Genomic DNA, 20,657 nt, shown 5'->3' on the forward strand with positions numbered 1-20,657 from the left:
CAACTGCATGCGCAGCCGGCTCGTCTTCGTATCAGTCACCACGCATTCGCGCCGCATGCAAACCGCGCCGCATTCGGTGGTTTACTAAGGCAGCGATGTCACGCACATCGACATGAGCGGGTCGCGCTTCCTGCGTTGAAACGGCAACACGGTTTTCGCTGCACTTCATCCGCGATTGCATGATGAACAATGCCGGGTCGAGCCAGCAGTGAGTGAGGCAGGCGCTGCAGCATGCAACACGATGAGGCAGGCGGTTTCGAGCCCCATGGCACAGGTCACGCGGTGACTGCGCCACGCAGTGGCAACACGCATCGCTGCCGGCTCGCAAGGCCTGGCGTACGGCGCCGCCACGTTCCATGCACATTCCGGGACGGGGAAAATTGGGCGCGGTGTGCGAGCAAATTGAATGGCGATATCGGAGGATGCACCGTGCCTAAAATTGAATCGACCAAGCAGGCCCCACCGGATCCCGCGCAATTGATTCAAACTGCACCGACACCATCGGGCTCGGGATCAGCCGCAAGTAGCTCTGCCGCCAGTGCGGCGCCCTCAGCGCAACTCGGCGGACTTTCCATCAGGCCGCGACGGCTGGGCCGAGCCTCCAGAGCCAATCTTCCAGCGGCATCGTCCACCAACGCACAGGACGTCATGGCGGCGCTCTTTGCCGCGGCGCCAGTTCCGCAAGGGCCAGATCCTTTCGAAGTATTGAGCAAGGCCTCATCCAGGCTGAAACGCTTCAACGACCTGGCACAAAAACGTGACGCACCAGCGGATATCAGAGCGCTGGAAGCAAGACTCGAATCCGGAAAGTCTGCGATCGAATCCGCTCGACAAGCCTTGCAGGCGCTGGCCGAGCTGAATATCCAAAAACGCATGCCGGTCGACAACGTCGAAGAACACGAGAATTTCCTGGTGCCGCATTTCGCAGTAGCCGCATCGCTTCACTACGGCGCATGCGAGAAGATGATCGATCAGAAAATGGCCACCGAATTTGGCCATGTGAATACCCAAAGGGTCGAGATGGTGGTGTTGTCCGCGGACGCCATGCGTCTGCAGCAACCGGGACCATGGCTTGCGTTACGCGGGCATCTTCTGAATGCGCTTGCAGCGATGGAGGAGGTTTGCCAGCGCATCAGGTCGCCGATGACGGGTCAGGGGCCACGCGACTCGCTCAAGGACCATCTCCCGGTCGTCAGGGCGATGATGGGATCGTGCCATGAACGGATGCAGACCGTCCGCGGAATGCTCGTCGAAATACATTCAAGGCGCCTTGCCGATGAGGCCAGCGAGTGCGGCCTGCCCCAGGTGCTTGACGGACTGAGGGAGCTCGAAGAAATCGACAGCCTTCACCATGCTGAGGTGGGCGAAGCACTCAAGCATGTGATCCAGGTCCATGTCGAACGCTTTTCCTCAACCGAGCATTCGCTCACCCCGGAGGGGCTGGCCCGGTGCAAAAAGGTACTCGTCGAATACGCCGAGATACGCGGCCGAGCCGGGATGCAGCTGTGTGTGGATGCCGCCGCGCTCATCGAAGCAGGTGAGCATGCCAGAGATCATCTATGGCCGACGATGCTCGATCTTGCACAGGCACTTGCCGACCAACGTCAGGCAATTGTTGACATGTGTGAGTTCGCCGTCCAGGACAGACAGCTGATTGGCGCAGCGGCGGTTTCGCCCGGGCAGGCACCGGCGTCGACAACATCAAGCGTGCCGATAACCACGACGACAACAGGCAAATCGAGCCGGTCGCGCAGGGCACGCGTGCGCACGCCTGATGCTTCCAGCTCGGCGGCAGCGCCCGCGCGGCGGGTCATGGACGAGCGCAGCGCAGCGCAAAAGCAGGCCGACGAGATACTGAAAGGCACGCGTCTGGAGTCGTTGCCGGTGGCAGAACTCGGCGGTGATTTCATCGCGCTCGCCAAGCGCCTTGGCAAGGACACCACCGACGTAGAGCGTCTGGTCGGCGACTCCAGATATGACGCGGCGACGGCCTTCGATTCTGCCAGGATCACCATGCAGGGCTGGTTCGGATCCAGTGAGCGTGTGCTGCAGCTCAAAGGCAAGCTCCGTGCAGGAGACGCGCGCATCGACCACCTCGACACGCGGTTGCGTCTTCTCCAGAGCATCGAGCACGATTTCAAACGGCGCGAAGCCGATGCGCTCAAGACCGATCCGCAGCCACGTGCGCCGCATCTGGAGCGCCTGTTGGCGATGAATGGACTGGCACGCGTCACGGCGCCGCGCCGCCTTCGCTCGGAGGACGACATTGGCGACCGTGGCAGGCTATTTGAAGTGCGTATCGAGCACACGCCGCAGTCGAATGGAAACATCCCGCGGCCCTGGTTCGTCCACGTACATGCCAAAAGACCGGTCACCCCCGACGGGCTGCGCGCGCTCGACTATAAGGACTTGGCCGCCGTCCACTTGAAGACGGAGAGAGAAGTCAACCTGGGCGCACGCTGGGAGGAGATGATGCGCGCCCTCGGAAATACCGAGGCCAAGGTGCACCGGGCAACCATCGGCTCCAAGCTGCTTGGCCAGCTTTGGGCGCTTGGCGCTGGTGGACAGCAATAGCCACAACGGCCCAGGTGCCGTCGCATACCCAGACCACCAGGTCTCGGATCTGCGGAGAACAGGCGCATCTGGGCGTCCATGCGTGGCAATAGAATGGCAATGTCGGAGGATGCACCGTGCCGAGAGTTCGAGCGACCAATCAAGCCCCAGTGGATCCCGCGCAGTCCGCTCAACCAGCGGCGGCGCCGCCACAGGATGCGTCAACCAACGCGAGCGTGCCTGACGAGGTAGCGGCGCTCTCCACGCAACTCAGCGGGCTTGCCATCAGAACGCCCCGACCGGCCAGAGCTGCCAGAGCCAGTGCGCCTGCATCATCATCCGCTAACGCCAGGAGCGTCCGCGGATCGCTCTTCACCTCGGCGCCTGTCTCAGCAGGACCAGATCAGCTCGAGGTATTGCACACGGCCTCGGCCAGGCTGCAACTGTTCAATCACCTGGTCACAAACGTGGCGCCAAGGGGGGTGGCAGACACAAGATCCCTTGAAGCAAGGCTCAAGTCCGGCGCATCGGCGATCGCATCCGCGCGACAAGGCTTGCAGGCGCTGAGCGAGCTCAAGATTCAACGCCGCATGTCATCCTCCGACATCGAAGCCCATGAGGATCGATTGATTTCGTCTCTCGGGCAAGCCGCAGCGATGAACTATCTGTCATGCGAAAAAATGATCGATCACAAATTGACCCATGAATTGGGGTCTGTGCTTGCGGAAAGCAGCCAGTTTGCACGGTTTAATGTCCAGGCCATCCGTCTGCAGCAGCCGGAATCATGGCATGCGTTACGCACGCATCTTCTTGATGTCATTGCAGCATTGGAAGAGGTTTTCCGGCGTATCAAGTCGCCGATGACGAATCGGGCGCCGCCCGACGTGCTGAAGGCCCAGCTGCCGATCATCAGGATCACGATGGGATCTTGTCACACGCGGATGCAGACCGTTCGTGGAGTGCTGTACGAAATATATTCAAGAAGGCTTTCCGATCAAGCCAGTTGTTGCGGGTTGCGACAGGTGATGGATCGATTGAGCGCGCTCGAAGAAGTAGACAGATGCATGGAAGCCAAGGTCGGACAAGCGTTTACGGAGCTGACCAAGATCCATCTTGAACGCTTTCTCTCAACCGAGCACTCGCTGACGCCGCAGATGCTGGCCATGTACAAGCAAGTGCTTATCGAATACGCCGAGCTGCGTGGCCGAGCGGCGACGCAGCTGTGTATGGATGCCGCCGTGCTCATCGAAGCAGGTGAACATGCCAGAGATCATCTATGGCCGACGATGCTCGATCTTGCACAGGCACTTGCCGACCAACGTCAGGCGATTGTTGACATGTGTGAGTTCGCCATCCAGGACAGACAGCTGATTGGCGCAGCAGCGGCTTCGCCCGGGCAGGCACCGGCGTCGACAACATCAAGCGTGCCGACAACCACGACGACAACAGGCAAATCGACCAGGTCGCGCAAGGCACGCGTGCGCACGCCTGATGCTTCCAGCTCGGCCGCAGCGCCCGCGCGGCGGGTCATGGATGAGCGCAGCGCAACGCAAAAGCAGGCCGACGAGATACTGAAAGGCACGCGTCTGGAGTCGTTGCCGGTAGCAGAACTCGGCGGTGATTTCATCGCGCTCGCCAAGCGCCTTGGCAAGGACACCACCGACGTAGAGCGGCTGATCGGCGACTCCAGATATGACGCGGCGACGGCCTTCGATTCTGCCAGGATCACCATGCAGGGCTGGTTCGGATCGAGCGAGCGTGTGCTGCAGCTCAAAGGCAAGCTCCGTGCAGGAGACGCGCGCATCGACCACCTCGACACGCGGCTGCGTCTTCTCCAGAGGATCGAGCACGATTTCAAACGGCGCGAAGCCGATGCGCTCAAGACCGATCCGCAGCCACGTGCGCCGCATCTGGAGCGCCTGTTGGCGATGAATGGACTGGCACGCGTCACGGCGCCGCGCCGCCTTCGCTCGGAGGACGACATTGGCGACCGTGGCAGGCTATTTGAAGTGCGTATCGAGCACACGCCGCAGTCGAATGGAAACATCCCGCGGCCCTGGTTCGTCCACGTACATGCCAAAAGACCGGTCACCCCCGACGCGCTGCGCGCGCTCGACTATAAGGACTTGGCGGCCGTCCACCTGAAGACGGAGAGAGAAGTCAACCTGGGCGCACGCTGGGAAGAGATGATGCGCGCCCTCGGAAACACCGAGGCCAAGGTGCACCGGGCAACCATCGGCTCCAAGCTGCTTGGCCAGCTTTGGGTGGCTGGCGCTGGTGGGGAGCGCTAATCACGACGCGTCGCCTGTCCTCACCAAGGAAGAGATCCTCGAACACACGGCTCAAAGCTCCACGGATCGCTCAACGTGAGTGGCCAGTTGCAGCGGGCCAGGCAGGAACCTGAAAACGGTGAGCATCTGATAGAGGCAATTCGGCGGGCAGGGAGCTCGGTCTTTTTGCCCGCCAACGCTGTGCGGAAAGAAAGCCGGTGTCGAACGCCCGAGCCAGTGCACGCACAAGCGCTGGCGCGCGGCCAGGCGTGGTCGCCGTGGGCGGTACTGGTATCGCGCCCGTGCAGACCGTGGCACGTACTGGTCGCAGTCGTCATGTCCGGGATTTTTGAATCACATTGCTGAGGAAGGAGGAATTGCGTGCCAACACCTGACTCACCAGCGCGGCATCCGGCATCCAACCCGCGCCAGCCATGTCTTTCAATTGATCGCCCAGCGAGTGCAAGGAGGACGTGGCGGAGTCCACATCGAGCGCGGCGTACCACTGCTTGACCATTTCCACTTCAGGCGTGGCTTGCCAGGCAAGCGCCTCGCGTATCGCCTCAATCACCATGGCATGTACGCCCTCCAGGCCTTTCGCATAACGGCTGCTCATCACGCTGGCATCAAGCAGCACTTGCAGCGCCCGTGCCGGGTTCTGGACGACGTCTCCCCAGCCATACCGAAGCGGCTCTCGTGGATTTGCCGGGGTGTCCTTCTCCCGGTCGTAGCGAAAGCCGGTTACGTCAATGCTGACGACCTTGTGGCGTGCATCTTCTCCGGGAATGACCAGCATATTGTCAGGGCCCAGATCAGACGCTTCGCCCAGGGTCAGTCTGGCCAGCAACGAGGCGAACAGCCCGTCCAGACCGCTGTGGCGCAAGGTATCGATCAACGCCTGTTTGCCCGAACGAAGATTGACCGGATCGTTGATCCGCGCAAGCAGCGCTTGGTCTGCGGCGAGTTCATCGGCCTGCGCACCGCTGCCGGCTGCGCTTTTCACACGGGCAGCGGCTTGCTTGGCCTGCGCAAGCGAAACGTCAGGCGGCAGAAACGCCTTGGTCAGGAATGTATCCAGCGGCTCTGCATCATGAATCAGTCGCGAGGCGATGAAGGCGTTGTCGGGCAGTGTCAGCAGCGATGAGTCCGGAATGTTTTGCCGCGGAAGATGGCGTGCCTGCAGCGCGTTGACCAAATCCTGTGCGGCAGCGACGTTGATGATGTCAAACAAGGCCGGGATGCCAAGCGGATTGCGTAGACGAGGATCTGCAGCAACCAGGCTTTCGTGAATCTCGCAGACATCGTCGATGTCCAACGCATCCGTCTTCGCTTTTTCCGTCAATCTCTTACCTTTTTCGGTATCGAGAAAGGCATGGAAGGCCAGTGTCAGCCACTGCTGCGTGGCCTGCTTGTCCATGCTGCCCTCAAGCAGCCTGGCTGCCGAGCCGACGATGTAGCCCAAGCGTTTGTTGGCCTCCGCGCCTTGCCCCTTCGCGCAACATTTCACTGCCTGACCCAGCAGGCTGCGCGAAATTCCGGTTTTGACAAGATGCTCCTGGCCATCGAGCATCCCGACCATGCCCACATCGCTGCCTCCCAATGTCGCCTTGGAGCGCGAGAAGACAACAGCGCTTTCGGACAGGCTCATCGGGTGGCGATGGCCGCCGATGTCGGCCCTGGTGGCTAGAAACGCGATAGGCCGAATGATCGAGAATAGAGGTCTATCCAGGCGGTTTACGACGTGAGCCGAGGCAGGCGCACCGATGCTCCTGCTGCCCGCGGCGTCCGGCATTACGCAATCGAGCGCGGTGGCTGCGCTGGTCCGCGCCGCGCTGCGGCGGGGCGTTAGTCCAGCTAATCGGGCATCAGTGCGGTGGTGCCGATCGTCGTCGGTCGCCGGGCTGCGTGGTAACGCCGCGTCATCGGCTGCAGGAAGCGGCAAGTTTGCTGCGCCAGAGGTCGGGGTGATCCGAGATTCCATACCGTGCTCCAGTGACTAGCGGCACATTCTGCAATGCGGCCAATCCCAAGCAACGCCAGTTGGCGTAATCGTCATCCGGGAAGCGAATAGCGATCGAGCGTCGTCATCGACCCGACCTACATGACCTGGGCGCGAGCGACAGGTAAACCTCGCTCGCGTCAGGGTGCTCCATCGCGGCCTGGTAACGGACATCGCGCAGTGCGCATGCTGGTTGCGCGATCGAAGCTTTGGCCAACGCGAAACAGCTAGCGCTTGCCGTGGAAATGCGCAGTAACCTGCCGCTACCGCGCAAACGCGCGGCAGCGGCAAAAGCCGAGGGGTTTGGGGCCGCCAGCGCGCGGACGTGGCGTGCCTCGGTTTCAAGCCCGGGTACCGGGTCTTCCCGCGGTTACGCCAGCATGCGCACCTTCGGCTCGCGTGCCCACTGGCGGGTTTTTGCTGCGGTAATGAATGCCTTGGTATCGGCGGCCGGAACGACGCCCGCATCCTTGCCGACGTTGCCGGCCTTCAACAACAACTGCGCGCCTTCGTCGAATGCGATGGCCTTCAGATGCGCCCAGGCAAAGCTCACAAAATCCAGCGCCGCCGATTCGCGTGTCAGCAGCTTGGCCGCTTCCGAGGACAGCAATACCGCCACCGCGTCGAACACCACCGAAGGCGTCCCAGCCAGCTGCCCATCGGCGGCCAACTGCTTGCCGTCGCTCAGCTTGGCGCCGCCGAGCTTGGGCGCAACGATCTTGACCGTCGCACCCGCAGCTTCGGCCGCCTTGCGTACGGCCTTGATCGCCGCGGCATCGGAGCCGTCGTGAATCAGGATGCCCACCGTGCGCCCTTTCAGGGTGTCCTTCATCTTGCCGATGACCTGCAAGGCAGGCGAGAGCGGCATGTCGATCGGCGCCACTGCAGCCGGCGGTGCTGGCGGCAGGGCGGTCATGCCCATGCCATCGGCCACACGTTGCGCCAGCTCCTGGTCGATGTGGCGCAGATGACCCACGATGGCCTCGCGTACGTGGGCGGTTTCCACCTTCGACAGTTCGAACACCAATGCCGAGGCGATATGCGCCTGTTCCGGTGCGGTCTGGCTGCGGAAGAACAGTCGCGCCTGGCTGTAATGGTCGGCAAAGCTTTCTGCACGCACCCGGCCCTTGGTGCCTTCTTCGGCCGCAGTTGCATGGCTGGGGAAACCACGCAGCGCTTCACGCGGCGCATCGGCCTGCAGCGAACTGGGCTCATAGGCGACGCGGCCCTTGGGTACGCTCATCTGCATGTGACCGTCGCGCTGGTTGTTGGCGAACGGGCACTTGGGTGCGTTGATCGGAATCTGATGGAAGTTCGGCCCGCCCAGGCGGCTCAGCTGCGTATCCAGATACGAGAACAGGCGGCCTTGCAGCAGCGGGTCGTTGCTGAAGTCGATGCCGGGCACGATGTTGGCCGGGCAGTAGGCAACCTGCTCCGTTTCGGCAAAGAAGTTGTCCGGCCAGCGGTCGAGCACCATGCGGCCGACGATTTGCAACGGCACAAGCTCTTCGGGAATGACCTTGGTCGAATCCAGATGATCGAACGGGAACGTTGCTGCCTGGGCTTCGGTGAACAATTGCACGCCGAGTTCCCACTCGGGGAAATCGCCGTTCTGGATCGCTTCGAACAGGTCGCGGCGGTGGAAATCCTGATCGGCGCCGGCGATCTTGACCGCCTCGTCCCAGATCGTCGATTGCAGGCCCAGCTTGGGCCGCCAATGGAACTTGACGAAGGTGCTTTCGCCCTTGTCATTGAGGAATCGGAAACTGTGGATGCCGAAACCCTCGATCATGCGTAGCGAGCGCGGAATGGTGCGGTCGCTCATCGCCCACATCACCATGTGCATCGATTCGGGTGTCAGCGAAATGAAATCCCAGAACGTGTCATGCGCGCTGGCAGCCTGCGGGAAGCCCCGGTCCGGCTCCATCTTCACCGCATGAATCAGGTCCGGGAACTTCATCGCATCCTGGATAAAGAACACCGGGATGTTGTTGCCGACCAGATCCCAGTTGCCTTCCTTGGTGTAGAACTTCACCGCAAACCCGCGCACATCGCGCGGCGTATCCACCGAGCCGGCGCCGCCTGCGACAGTGGAAAAACGGGTGAATAACGGGGTCTTTTCGCCCACCTCGGTAAAGATCTTGGCGGTGGTGTACTGGCTCAACGACTTGGTGAGCTCGAAATAGCCGTGGGCGGCACTGCCGCGCGCATGCACGATGCGCTCGGGAATGCGTTCGTGATCGAAGTGGGTGATCTTTTCGCGCAGGATGAAATCTTCCAGCAACGTCGGGCCGCGCGGGGTGGCGCGGAGCGAATTCTGGTTGTCACCTACCGGAATGCCCTGGTTGGTGGTCAGCTGCGGGTGCGTGCCGCCTGCCTTCTGGTGCAATTCATCGCCAGTACCGCGCGACCCATCGACGGTGGTGCTGGCAGGGGCGAGGGCAGGGACCTGCGCGGATTTGCTGGGGGATTTGGCCATAGGAACTCCACTCTGGCGGGCTTGGGATGCGGGCTGAGCAATAAAGCCTGGGAGTGGCGCTGTTAATTGCATGTGTCTGCTTGCGAACGAAAACTCACATGTGCAGCAAACATTGCGCGACGTCGCAGTTGCATGTTGCATCGATCACGAGCAACGCACACGCGCAGCCGTGCAGATGCGCAGACAAGCGGGCGCGACTATCGGTGTTTTTACAGCAGATCCAGCGGCTGTTTGCGGGTAGGCGGCGCGAAGGCGCGATCGATCTCGGCAAGATCGTCTGTGTGCAATTGCAGCGTGCAGGCCGCGGCATTGGCACGCACATGCGCCGGCGTTCCGGATTCGGGAATGGCGATGACATTGCCGCTGCGGATCGCCCACGCAAGCGCCACCGCGGTGGCTGCAACGCCACGACGCTCGCCGATGGCGTGCAAGACCGGATGATCCAGCAACGCGCGGCTGCCAAGCGGCGAATAGGCCATCACGGCCACCTCGTGCGCGGCGCACCACGGCAACAGGTCGAATTCGATACCGCGGCTGCCAGCGTGGTACAGCACCTGGTTGACCAGGCAACGCGAGCCGCCATCGATTGCCCAGAGCTCCTCCATGTCATCGACATCGAAGTTGGACACGCCCCAATCGCGGATCTTGCCGGCATCGCGTAGTGCTTCGAATGCATCCACCACTTCGGCCAGATCGCTGCCGCCACGCCAGTGCAGCAAATACAGATCCAAGGTGCGCACCCCCAGCCGTTGCAGGCTGGCTTCGCAGGCGCGTGCGACTCCGCGGGCGCTGGCATTGCCGGGCAACACCTTGGACACCACGTAGGGCGGCTGCGCACGGCCGATGGCCTGGCTGATCAGTTGCTCAGAGCGGCCATTGCCGTACATCTCGGCGGTGTCGATCAACTGCATGCCCAATTGCTGACCGAGTTGCAGCGCCTGGATTTCCTGCTCGGGCGCATGCCGGCCCTGGCCCAGGTTCCAGGAGCCCAGGCCTAACGCGGGCACGCGACGCCCGTTGCGCAGGCGCACCTGTGCGCAGGAAGGGGAAGACGATTCGGACATGATGGGTTCCTGTCGCGTTGGAATGAGGGTGGCGGTCGCATCACCCGATCGCCCTGTCACGGCGACGATGGCTGCACCGATGTTGTCGCAGTGTCTGCACGCGCATCCCAGAACGCACAACGATGACGCTGCACGAAGTCGGGCGTTGCGCCGATCCTGTGCGGCGACAGTGTCAGCGGCGTGTCGCCATCAAACAGCGGCCACCGCGGCCGCCCGCCACCGTTGGGATCGCCGGTGCGCGCGAACGCACCCCAGTAATCCTGCACCGTGTTGGCAAACGCCTGCTGCGCCGGACTGAACTGCGCCCGGCCACTGAGTACCCACGGGCGTTGAAACAGATACACCAGTTCAGAGGCGTGGAACGCGCCCAATGCAGGCGAAAACGGCAGGCGTAACAGACCGTACGGCGCGTGCGGGTCGTCGAACTCGTAGGCGTACACCGGCGCATGCGTGCGCAATGCCTGCCCCAGCCGGCGTGTCGGGCAGGCGAAGCCGCCATCGGTCACGATGTCGGCGAACGCCTCCCAGCGCGATTGCGCGGCAACGGTTGCGTATTGCGTCAGCACCGGGGCTGGAGAGGCATGCATGCGTTGCACGCGCGCTTCATATCCGCCGCGCAGGTTGAGCTTGCCGATGTAGGACAGCAATTGCGCAAACAAACGCCCTTCATCGCGATTGGTGCCCATCAGTACCGGCACCTGCGCATGCCGACCGCTGGCGATTGCGGCGGCCGGCGGCAGCGGCAACGCCTGGCCGCCGGACATCGGCGCCCACGCATCGCTGCCGGTCAGGCCGCGCCGTTGTGGAACTGCATCGGCCAGCGTTTCGGCCGGCAGTGCGCGCAGGCATGCGGCAACATCGTGCGTGCGTGCGCAACCCAGGCGTTGCGCCATGCGGACGCCGCCACTTTCTGCCTCGCGCTGTGGCACGCTGGAATCGCTCGCCAGGCAACTGCCGCTTTGCAGGATGGCGCGTTGAAACAACCCCGCCGCGCCGGGCGAGGCGAGCTGATAACAGATGCTCCACGCACCGGCCGATTCGCCGAACACGGTGACGTTGTGCGCATCGCCGCCGAACGCGGCGATATTGCGTTGCACCCAGCGCAAGGCCGCTTGCTGGTCGAGCAATGCATAGGCGCCTTCGCCTTCGCCACGCAGGCCTGGATGCGCGAAGAAACCGAACACGCCCAGCCGATAGTTGGGTGCCACCACAATGACATCCTGGCGCGCAGCCAACGCGCTCAGGTCGTAGTCGACATTGCTGCCCAATTCCAGCGCACCGCCATAGATCCACACCATCACCGCGCGTGGATGCGCTGCTGCCGGGCCGGGCGGTGCGTAGACATTGAGCGTGAGGCAATCTTCGGACACATGCTTCTGCCCGAAGCGATAGCGCGGCAGGCAGGCCGGGCCGGCCTGGGTGGCATCGCGGACCTGCGTCCATGCGGCTGGCGGTTGCGGTGCGCGAAAGCGCAGTGCACCCACCGGCGGCGCTGCGAACGGCACCCCCAGGAATGCCCGACCCTGTGCACTGGCCACACCGCGCACCGGGCCGGCCGTTGTCTGCACCACTTCGGCACGCGCATCGGGCGCGTGCACCAGCGCCGGCACCTCGCCGGGACGGCGCGGTGCGCAGCCAATCAGCAGGCAGGCTGCCACCAGAACGGCACCAAGAAAGTTCAGTTCACGCATGCGCCAGGGTCTGCTCTGGGATGAAAGCGTCCGTCATCATCCTGGTGGCACGTGTAGGCCAGGAAAACGGCTGGCAGCGCGCTGGGGCGTGTATGGCATCCGGGCATTCACACGCAGCCCAATAAAAAACCCAGCCGTGTCACCGGCTGGGTTTTGTCGGCCATCGCGGGTACGGCGATCAGGCCTCGGCGTCTTCCTTGTATGCATCCACCGGGATGCAGGCGCACATCACGTTCTTGTCGCCGTAGACGTTGTCCACGCGCGCCACCGGCGGCCAGTACTTCTGCTGCTTGAGGCTGGGCAGCGGGAAGGCGGCCAGTTCGCGCGGGTAGGCATGCGTCCACTCGCTGGCCGACACCTGCGTTGCGGTATGTGGCGCGTGCTTGAGCGGGTTGTCCTCGCGGTCCAGGCGGCCGTCTTCGATGGCGCGGATCTCTTCGCGGATCTGGATCATCGCGTCGATGAAGCGGTCCAGTTCATGCTGCGATTCGCTTTCGGTCGGCTCCACCATCAGCGTGCCGGCGACCGGGAAGCTCAAGGTCGGCGCATGGAAGCCGAAGTCGATCAGCCGCTTGGCGATGTCCTCGGCGCCGATGCCGCTGGTCTTCTCCAGCGGGCGCACGTCGAGGATGCACTCGTGCGCCACCAGCCCGTTGCGGCCGGTATACAGCGTCTTGTAGTGCGGCGCCAGGCGCTTGGCGATGTAGTTGGCGTTGAGCAATGCCACTTGCGTGGCCTTGCGCAGACCGGCGCTGCCCATCATGGTCACGTACATCCAGCTGATCGGCAGGATCGAGGCCGAGCCGTAACTTGCTGCGCTCACCATGCCGACATCGCCTTCGCCGCCCAGCGTCTTCGGCAAATACGGGGCCAGGTGGGACTTCACCGCACACGGGCCCACGCCCGGGCCGCCGCCGCCATGCGGAATGCAGAAGGTCTTGTGCAGGTTGAGGTGCGAGACGTCCGAGCCCCACTTGCCGGGCTTGGCCACGCCGACCAGCGCGTTCATGTTGGCCCCGTCGGTGTAGACCTGACCGCCATGCGCATGCACCGCTTCGCAGATCGCCACCACGTCTTCTTCGAACACGCCGTGGGTGGACGGGTAGGTGATCATCAGCGCCGCCAGGCGGTCGGAATATTTTTCCGCCTTGGCGCGGATGTCATCCACGTCCACATTGCCGTTGGCATCGCACTTGGTCACCACTACGGTCATGCCGCACATCTGCGCCGACGCCGGGTTGGTGCCGTGCGCCGATTCGGGAATCAGGCAGATGTCGCGGTGCGCTTCGCCGCGCGAACGGTGATACGCGCGGATCGCCAGCAGGCCGGCGTATTCGCCCTGCGCGCCGGAATTGGGCTGCAGGCTCACCGCGTCGTAGCCGGTGCACTCGACCAGCATCGCTTCCAGCTCGTCGATCAGCTGCGCGTAGCCGGCCGATTGTTCTGCCGGTGCAAGCGGGTGGATGGCGCCGAACTCCGGCCAGGTCACCGGAATCATCTCGGCGGTGGCGTTGAGCTTCATGGTGCAGCTGCCCAGCGGGATCATGGTGCGATCCATCGCCAGGTCCTTGTCGGCCAGCGAACGCATGTAGCGCAGCAGTTCGTGTTCGCTGTGGTGGGTGTTGAACACCGGGTGGGTCAGGAACGGGGTGGTACGCAGCAGACCCTGCGGCAAGGCATCGGCGGTGGCGGCATCCAGCGCGTCCACATCGGCCGTGGCACCGAACAGCTGCGCCAGCGCAACCACATCGGCCCGTGTGGTGGTTTCATCCAGGCTGATGCCAACCGCTTCGCTGTCGATCGCGCGCAGGTTGATGCCGGCGGCGCGGGCCTTGGCGTGGATGGCATCGGCATCGATCGCCTTGACGTGCAAGGTGTCGAAGAAGCGCTCGCCGACGGTAACGCCGGCGCTGCGCAGTGCCGCCGCCAGGATCGCGGCCAGGCGATGGGTGCGTCGTGCAATGCGGGTCAGGCCGTCGGGGCCGTGGTAGACCGCATACATCGACGCCATCACCGCCAGCAGCACCTGCGCGGTGCAGATGTTGGACGTGGCTTTTTCGCGGCGGATATGTTGCTCGCGGGTCTGCAAGGTCAGGCGATACGCCGGGTTACCGGCGGCATCGATCGACACGCCGATCAAACGGCCCGGCATCGAGCGCTTGTAGGCATCGCGGCAGGCCATGAACGCGGCATGCGGGCCGCCGAAACCGAACGGCACGCCGAAGCGCTGCGAGTTGCCGACCACGATGTCGGCGCCCCATTCCCCCGGGGCGGCGATCAGCGTCAGTGCAAGCAGATCGGTGGCCACCGCGACCAGGCCGCCTTGCGCGTGCACGGCGTCTGCCAGTGCAGCGTGATCGCCGATATGACCGAAGCTGTCCGGGTACTGCAGCAGCACGCCGAAGCACTCGGCCTGCAGCGCTTCTTCCGGCGTGCCGACGCGCAGCACGATGTCCAGCGGCTCGGCGCGTGTGCGCAGCAGTTCCAGCGTCTGCGGATGCACTGCGTCATGCACGAAGAACGTGTTGGACCTGGACTTGGCCGAACGCTTGGCCAGCGTCATTGCCTCGGCCGCGGCGGTGGCTTCGTCCAGCAGCGAGGCGTTGGCGATCTGCATGCCGGTGAGGTCGGCGCACAGGGTCTGGAAGTTGATCAGCGCCTCCATGCGGCCTTGCGAGATTTCCGCCTGGTACGGCGTGTAGGCGGTGTACCAGGCCGGGTTTTCCAGGATGTTGCGCAGGATCACCTTCGGGGTGTGGGTGCCGTAGTAGCCCTGGCCGATGAAGTTGCGGAACACGGTGTTCTTGTCGGCGATGGCGCGGATCTTGGCCAGCGCTTCTTCTTCGGTGATCGCCTCGGGCAGCGCCAGCGGCGCCGGCGACTTGATGTTGCCCGGTACGATGGCATCGGTCAGCGCATCCAGGCAGGCGTGGCCGACCACGTCCAGCATCTGGGCGATTTCCGCGTCGTTGGGGCCGATATGGCGCTCGACGAACGCGCTGTGGTGTTCGAGGTCGCGCAGGGAAGACGGGGTCTGGGACATGGCGGGCATCCGGAGTAGGGGCAGACGAATGGTCGACCCGCATCACGGCCGGTATGACGCGCATGCGCGCACCACGACCTGCCGCAGCAGCAGTCTTCCTCGCGCCCCTCTGTCCTTTTGCCTGAGAGTTTAAAAACGCGGCCTGGCCCGCGGCCTGCCTGCGTTTCGTGCCCCTTCGGCGCCGGCATCGGCCGGTCTCTCCAGAGTTGTACTGCGGATGGTATCGGGCCTGAGCGATTACGGGCTGTTGCGCCTTCGGCAGCGGCAGTGCCGCTTCTCCCACCGTGTTGCCTGGCTAGTATAGCCAGCGCCCAGCCGCTTGGCGAAACGCTTTTCGGCGCCATGAAATGCCAAAGGCCGGGCGAGTCGCCTCGTCCGGCCTCCGGGGTTTGAGCGGCTGCTGTTCTCCGCTACCGGGTGGTCCGGCAACGGCAGCGCCCGCTCGCGACTGCCCGCGCAGGCGGATCAGTGGTGCCCGTTCTTGGGCGGCGGATCGTGCTTGGTATTGGCGCCCGGCGGGGGATAGTCCCCACCGCCGACATGCTTCCACAGACGCTGGTCCAGGGGCTCCAGCTGGCCCTTGGCCCCGGCGGGCCGCTGCAGCGCTTGCGCACCATTGGTTGGCGATTTTTTCGACAGATTCATGTTGACGTCCTCACGGGTTTTCCCTTCGTACGCAGCGTCACGCCGCCCGAAGGGACGACTGCGTGACCGCCTCGGCCATCTGCCCGTTGGCCGGTGAGGCGACAGTGGTCGCTGGACCGCAGAGCCGGGGACAGCACCATGCGATCCAGCGTGCGCGGGTGCCATTGCGACCCAGGGCCGGCGCACGACGCTGTGTGCGCGGTAACGAACGTCGCATCCGCCAGGTCCGTGCCGGCACGTGCCGATGTGATGCCGGTCACGGCAAGCGCTCCCGACCGCCCGGCCGGATCGCTGGCATTCGCAAAGCGCAGCGCCTTTGCGCAGCGTGTCCGCGTTTGTAGTGGCACGCGATGCAGGCTTGGCTGGCGATGCGTCTGGCCGGCATGCCGCCGCCGACCAGCATCGGACAGGGGAGGCGCGAGGTGAACTACCATTTCATTTCCGGGCTGCCGCGGGCGGGCTCGTCCTTGCTGGCCGCGTTGCTGCGACAGAACCCGCATGTGCACGCCGATGTCACCTCGCCGGTGGCGCGACTGTACGCGGCGATGCTGATGGGCATGAGCGAGGAACATCCCTCCAACGTGCAGATCGACGACGCACAGCGGGTGCGGCTGCTGCGTTCGGTCTTCGACGCCTATTACCAGGATCGCCAGGGGCTGGGCACGGTGTTCGACACCAATCGCGCCTGGTGCAGCCGCCTGACAGGGCTGGCGACGCTGTTCCCGCACAGCCGTGTCATCTGTTGCGTTCGCGATGTTGGCTGGGTCGTCGATAGCTTCGAGCGCCTGGCGCAGACCCAGCCGCTGCGCTTGTCGGCGGTGTTCGGCTACGACCCGGAAGACTCGGTCTCGATGCGCGCGGACCTGCTGACCGCACCGCGCGGCGTGGTGGGCTATGCACTGGACGGGCTGCGCCAGGCGTTCTACGGCGAACATGCCGATCGACTGCTGCTGTTGCGCTACGACACGCTGGCGCAGCGGCCGGCGCAGGCGATGGAGCAGATCTACGCCTTCCTGCAACTGCCGGCGTTCGCGCACGACTATGCTGGTGTCCAGGCCGAGGCCGAACGCTTCGATGCCGCGTTGCAGATGCCGGGCCTGCATCGCGTCCGTCGCGGGGTGCAGTATGTCCCCCGGCGCAGCGTGTTGCCGCCGGCGCTGTTCGAGCGGTTGCAGGAGCTGGCCTTCTGGGAACGCGGGCCCTCGCATGGAGCCCTGCTGGTATGAGCAGGCGCGTGGCGTGGCAGCGCACGGCGACGCGGCGGCACTGCCGAGCAGGCGGCCAGCACGGGCCGGCGTCGGCGGCCGCCGGCGGATGACGACCCTGTTTCGACGCGAGGCGGTGGACTACCGGCAGCGCAGTCGGCTCGGGCCGGTGGTGCTGCGCCAGCATGGCGCGCTACGTTGGTGCGTAGGCCTGCTGATGACGACCGTGATCCTGCTGCTGGTCGGATTCTTCCGCCTGGGCTTCGCGCGCAGCGAGACCTTGTATGGCACGGTCGTCCCGGCGGGCGGACTGATCTCCGTCACCACACCGCAGTCGGGCGTGGTGGTGCAGGTCGGCGCCGTGCAGGGCCAGCGCGTCGCTGCGGGCCAGCTGCTGTTCGTGTTGTCGGCCGAACATCGCGACGATCGCGGGCGGCCGACCCAGCGCGCTGCTGTGGTGCTGGCCGAACAGCAGCGCCTGGCCGTCGAGGCGATGGCGCAGTTGCGTGCCCAGGGGCGCGTGCAGCAGCAGGCGGCTGCGCGGGCGCTGGCCGGCCTGCGCGACCGCTTGCAGCAGATCGACGCCGAGCTGGACTTGCTGCGCCATCGGCAGCAACTGACCCAATCGATCGAGCAACGTTACCGTACCGCGTTGACGCGCGGCCTGGTCAGCCAGCAATTCGTCGATGAGAAACAGGCCGACGTGCTCGACCAACGCGCGCATACCCTGGAGCTGCAGCGCGAGCGCATGGCCTTGGCCGATGCGCTTGCGCAGGCCCAGGCCGAGGTGCAGCAGTTACCGTCGAACTTGCGCCAACAATTGGCGATGGCCGGTGCCGGCCTGCAGGAGGACCGGCGTGCGGCGATCGAGCAGGCGGCCGCGTCGCGTTGGGAAGTGCGCGCGCCGCGTGCCGGGCGTGTGGCGCTGCGACCGCTGCAGCGCGGGCAGGCGGTCGCGCAGGGGCAACGCCTGGCCGATCTGCTGCCGACGTCGATGGCGACCGAGGTCGTGTTGTATGCGCCCTCCAGGGCCGCCGGGCTGATCGGCCCCGGCATGCCGGTGCAACTGCGCTTCGATGCCTTGCCCTACCAGCACTACGGTCAGTTCGCCGGGCAGGTGGTCGAGATCGCCGTCGCGCCCGAACCGCCGCGTGTCGACTCGGTCTCGGTAAGCGAGCCGTTGTACCGCGTGCGGGTGCGCCTGGCCGGGGATGCCGCGCTGCGTGCAGGACGCACGGCGGTCCTGCGACCGGGTATGCGCGTGCAGGGCACGCTGGCATTGGAATGGCGGCGCTTCTCGCAGTGGGCATTCGAGCCGCTGTCCAGTTTGCACGGCACGCTGCGATGAGCCGCTGGTGGGCGCAGTTGCGCCGAGCGTCCGGCGTGCGTGGATTGCCGATGATCCTGCAGGGGCAAGTCGGCGAATGCGGATTGGCGGCCATGGCCATGATCGCCCACTATCACGGTTGCCACATCGGCCTGGCCGAACTGCGCCGCCGCTTCCTGCTATCGCGACAGGGCACCAACCTGGCCAATCTGGTCGCGATCGCGCAGGCGCTCGGTCTGCAGGCGCGCGCGTTGCGGCTGGAAATGGACGCGCTGCCGGAGTTGCAGCTGCCCTGCGTCGTGCATTGGGATCTCAATCATTTCGTCGTGCTCAAGCGGGTGGGCACCCGTCGTCTGCAGATCCACGATCCGGCCAGCGGGCCGCGGAGCCTGACGCCGGGCGAATTCTCCCGGCATTTCTCCGGGATCGCGCTGGAACTCAGCCCGGCCGCCGACTTCCGTCCGCAAGCTGCGGCGCCGGCAGTGGCGTTGTCCTCGTTGATCGGTCGTGTCCACGGGCTTGGACGGGCGGTCTGGCAGGTGCTTGCGTTGGCATTCGCGCTCGAGGTACTCAGCCTGGGAATGCCGTTCCAACTGCAGTGGATCGTCGATCAGGCGGTGCCGTCGGCCGACATCGGGTTGATCCATGTCCTTGGCGCCGGGTTCCTGTTGCTGGTGGTCCTGCAATCCTGCATCGCCCTGCTGCGCGGATGGCTGATCGCCAGCGTGTCGGCACAGCTGGGTTTTCAATGGATGGGGCAGGTGTTTGCGCACCTGCTCGCGCTCCCGTTGGCGTATTTCGAGAAGCGTCACCTCGGCGGAATCCAGTCGCGATTCGCCTCGATCGTGCAGGTGCAACGCACCTTGACGACCGGATTCACCCAGACCCTGGTCGATGGCGTGCTGGTGATCGGCACCCTCGGCCTGATGCTGGTCTACAGCGTCGGCCTCAGCGCGATCACGCTGGTGGCGGTAACGCTGTATGCGGCGACACGCTGGCTGTGGCTGCGGAGGATGCGCGAAGCTGCCGCCGAGCAGTTGTTGTGGGACGCGCGCCAGCACACCCACCTGCTGGAGAGCGTGCGCGGCATCCAGGGCGTGCGGCTGTTCGGGCGCCAGCAGGTGCGGCGCATGGACTGGACCCATCTGCTGGCCGAACAGACCAATGCACAACTGCGCCTGGCGCAGGGCGAGGTCTGGCAGTCGTCACTCAAGCGCCTGCTGTTCGGATGCGAGCGGGTGCTGGTGATCTGGCTCGCCGCGTTCGCGATCCTGCGCGCAGAGCTTTCGCTGGGCATGCTGTTGGCATTCATGGCCTATCGCGAGCAGTTCGCCATGCGCTTGTCAGAGCTGATCGATCGGCTGGTGGAGTTCCGCCTGTTGCGCGTCCATCTGGAGCGGGTGGCCGACATCGTCCACCAGCCGCGCGAGGAGGCCGATCAGCGCATCGATGCGCCTGCCTGGAACGACACCACCATCGAACTGTGCGGCATCGGCTTCCGCTATGCCGACGATACCCCGGCCGTGCTCGAAGACGTCAGCGTGCGCATCGCCAGCGGGGAATGCGTGGCCATCACCGGCGCGTCAGGGTGCGGCAAGACCACCTTGGTCAAAGTGATCCTCGGGCTGCTGAAACCCAGCGCCGGACACGTAAAGATCGGCGGGCGCCCGCTGAGCGAGACGGCGCTGACGCCCTATCGCGCCATCGTCGGCACGGTGATGCAGGACGATCTGCTGTTCACTGGATCGGTCAGCGAAAACATCAGTTTCTTCGACCCGGAGCCGGATCAGGCGCAGGTCGAACGTTGCGCGCGCATCGCCGGCGTGCACCAGGAGGTGGAGCAGATGCCGCTAGGCTACGCCTCGTTGTTGAGCGAGGCGGGTACCGGGTTGTCGGGCGGGCAGCGGCAACGCGTTTTGCTGGCACGCGCGCTGTACAGGTCGCCACGCATCCTGGTGCTGGACGAGGCGACCAGCCATCTGGACGTCATGAACGAGCAGCGCGTCAATCGCGCCATCCAGGCAATGCAGGTCACCCGGATCATCGTGGCGCATCGGTGCGAAACCGTGGCCATGGCCGCGCGCGTCATTACCCTGGAGCAGGGCCGGGTGGTGAGCGATCAGCCGATCGCCGATTGGCAGCGGCTGCAGGAGCGCTCCGCCGCAGCCGACTGATCGCTGCCGTTGGCCGCTGGCGCCGAGCACTGCCGGCGCCGTCATTGCCGGGTGCGCAGCCGCTCGGCTGGGCAGGATGACGATGCCGTGCTAGGACGAAGCGGACGCGGCTGCGATTTATGTGCCTGCGTGCCGCGCATGCGCTCCATCGCTGGCCGCATGCGGTGGCAGTTGGCGTAAAGTGTCGGCTTCTTTGCCCCATGCCTG

11 protein-coding genes and 1 riboswitch are annotated in these 20,657 nt (G+C 64.7%); of the genes, 5 read left to right on the forward strand and 6 right to left on the reverse strand.

Going from position 1 to position 20,657, the window contains the following annotated elements; genetic code table 11:
- Positions 1 to 429: 429 nt before the first annotated feature.
- Entirely contained in the window at positions 430 to 2,574 is a 2,145-nt protein-coding gene (gene xopP / locus J7396_RS02120; protein WP_071118114.1) for a type III secretion system effector XopP, read from the forward strand.
- A 116-nt stretch (positions 2,575 to 2,690) separates the two neighbouring features.
- Complete coding sequence (xopP, locus tag J7396_RS02125) at positions 2,691 to 4,844, forward strand: type III secretion system effector XopP (protein ID WP_209260886.1); 2,154 nt, start codon at positions 2,691 to 2,693, stop codon at positions 4,842 to 4,844.
- Between the two features lie 313 nt (positions 4,845 to 5,157).
- On the opposite strand, the gene J7396_RS02130 is transcribed toward xopP (J7396_RS02125), so the two are convergent.
- From J7396_RS02130 to raxX, 6 genes are all read right to left on the reverse strand, one after another.
- Positions 5,158 to 6,393, reverse strand: coding sequence for a type III secretion system effector protein (locus J7396_RS02130; protein ID WP_209261005.1), 1,236 nt, complete (start codon positions 6,391 to 6,393; stop codon positions 5,158 to 5,160).
- 799 nt (positions 6,394 to 7,192) lie between these two features.
- Positions 7,193 to 9,301: a catalase gene (locus J7396_RS02135; protein ID WP_209260887.1), complete on the reverse strand. Its 2,109-nt coding sequence runs from the start codon at positions 9,299 to 9,301 to the stop codon at positions 7,193 to 7,195.
- A 209-nt stretch (positions 9,302 to 9,510) separates the two neighbouring features.
- Entirely contained in the window at positions 9,511 to 10,365 is an 855-nt protein-coding gene (locus J7396_RS02140) for an aldo/keto reductase (RefSeq protein ID WP_209260888.1), read from the reverse strand.
- A 56-nt stretch (positions 10,366 to 10,421) separates the two neighbouring features.
- Positions 10,422 to 12,056, reverse strand: coding sequence for a carboxylesterase/lipase family protein (locus J7396_RS02145; protein WP_029818889.1), 1,635 nt, complete (start codon positions 12,054 to 12,056; stop codon positions 10,422 to 10,424).
- Positions 12,057 to 12,234: 178 nt separating this feature from the next.
- On the reverse strand, positions 12,235 to 15,108 hold the full coding sequence (gcvP, locus tag J7396_RS02150; RefSeq protein ID WP_209260889.1) for an aminomethyl-transferring glycine dehydrogenase: 2,874 nt from the start codon (positions 15,106 to 15,108) through the stop codon (positions 12,235 to 12,237).
- 90 nt (positions 15,109 to 15,198) lie between these two features.
- A riboswitch (glycine riboswitch) is annotated at positions 15,199 to 15,313 on the reverse strand.
- A 251-nt stretch (positions 15,314 to 15,564) separates the two neighbouring features.
- On the reverse strand, positions 15,565 to 15,744 hold the full coding sequence (gene raxX, locus J7396_RS02155; RefSeq protein ID WP_014089614.1) for a RaxX family RiPP: 180 nt from the start codon (positions 15,742 to 15,744) through the stop codon (positions 15,565 to 15,567).
- Between the two features lie 422 nt (positions 15,745 to 16,166).
- Here raxX and raxST point away from each other — a divergent pair, with 422 nt between their 5' ends.
- From raxST to raxB, 3 genes are read left to right on the forward strand one after another with little or no spacing between them, the layout of a single operon-like run.
- The gene (raxST, locus tag J7396_RS02160; protein ID WP_209260890.1) at positions 16,167 to 16,970 is read left to right on the forward strand and encodes a RiPP modification sulfotransferase RaxST; all 804 of its coding nucleotides are present in this window, start codon (positions 16,167 to 16,169) and stop codon (positions 16,968 to 16,970) included.
- A complete protein-coding gene (locus J7396_RS02165; RefSeq protein ID WP_078537057.1) occupies positions 16,951 to 18,297 on the forward strand; it encodes an HlyD family efflux transporter periplasmic adaptor subunit in 1,347 nt (448 codons plus the stop codon). Before raxST ends, J7396_RS02165 begins: the two co-directional genes overlap by 20 nt.
- Positions 18,294 to 20,450, forward strand: coding sequence for a peptidase domain-containing ABC transporter RaxB (gene raxB, locus J7396_RS02170; RefSeq protein ID WP_209260891.1), 2,157 nt, complete (start codon positions 18,294 to 18,296; stop codon positions 20,448 to 20,450). The genes J7396_RS02165 and raxB overlap by 4 nt, the downstream gene beginning before the upstream one ends.
- The last annotated feature ends 207 nt before the right edge of the window (positions 20,451 to 20,657 follow it).

This window comes from Xanthomonas sp. A1809 (assembly GCF_017746015.1).
Classification (GTDB): Bacteria; Pseudomonadota; Gammaproteobacteria; order Xanthomonadales; family Xanthomonadaceae; genus Xanthomonas; species Xanthomonas euvesicatoria.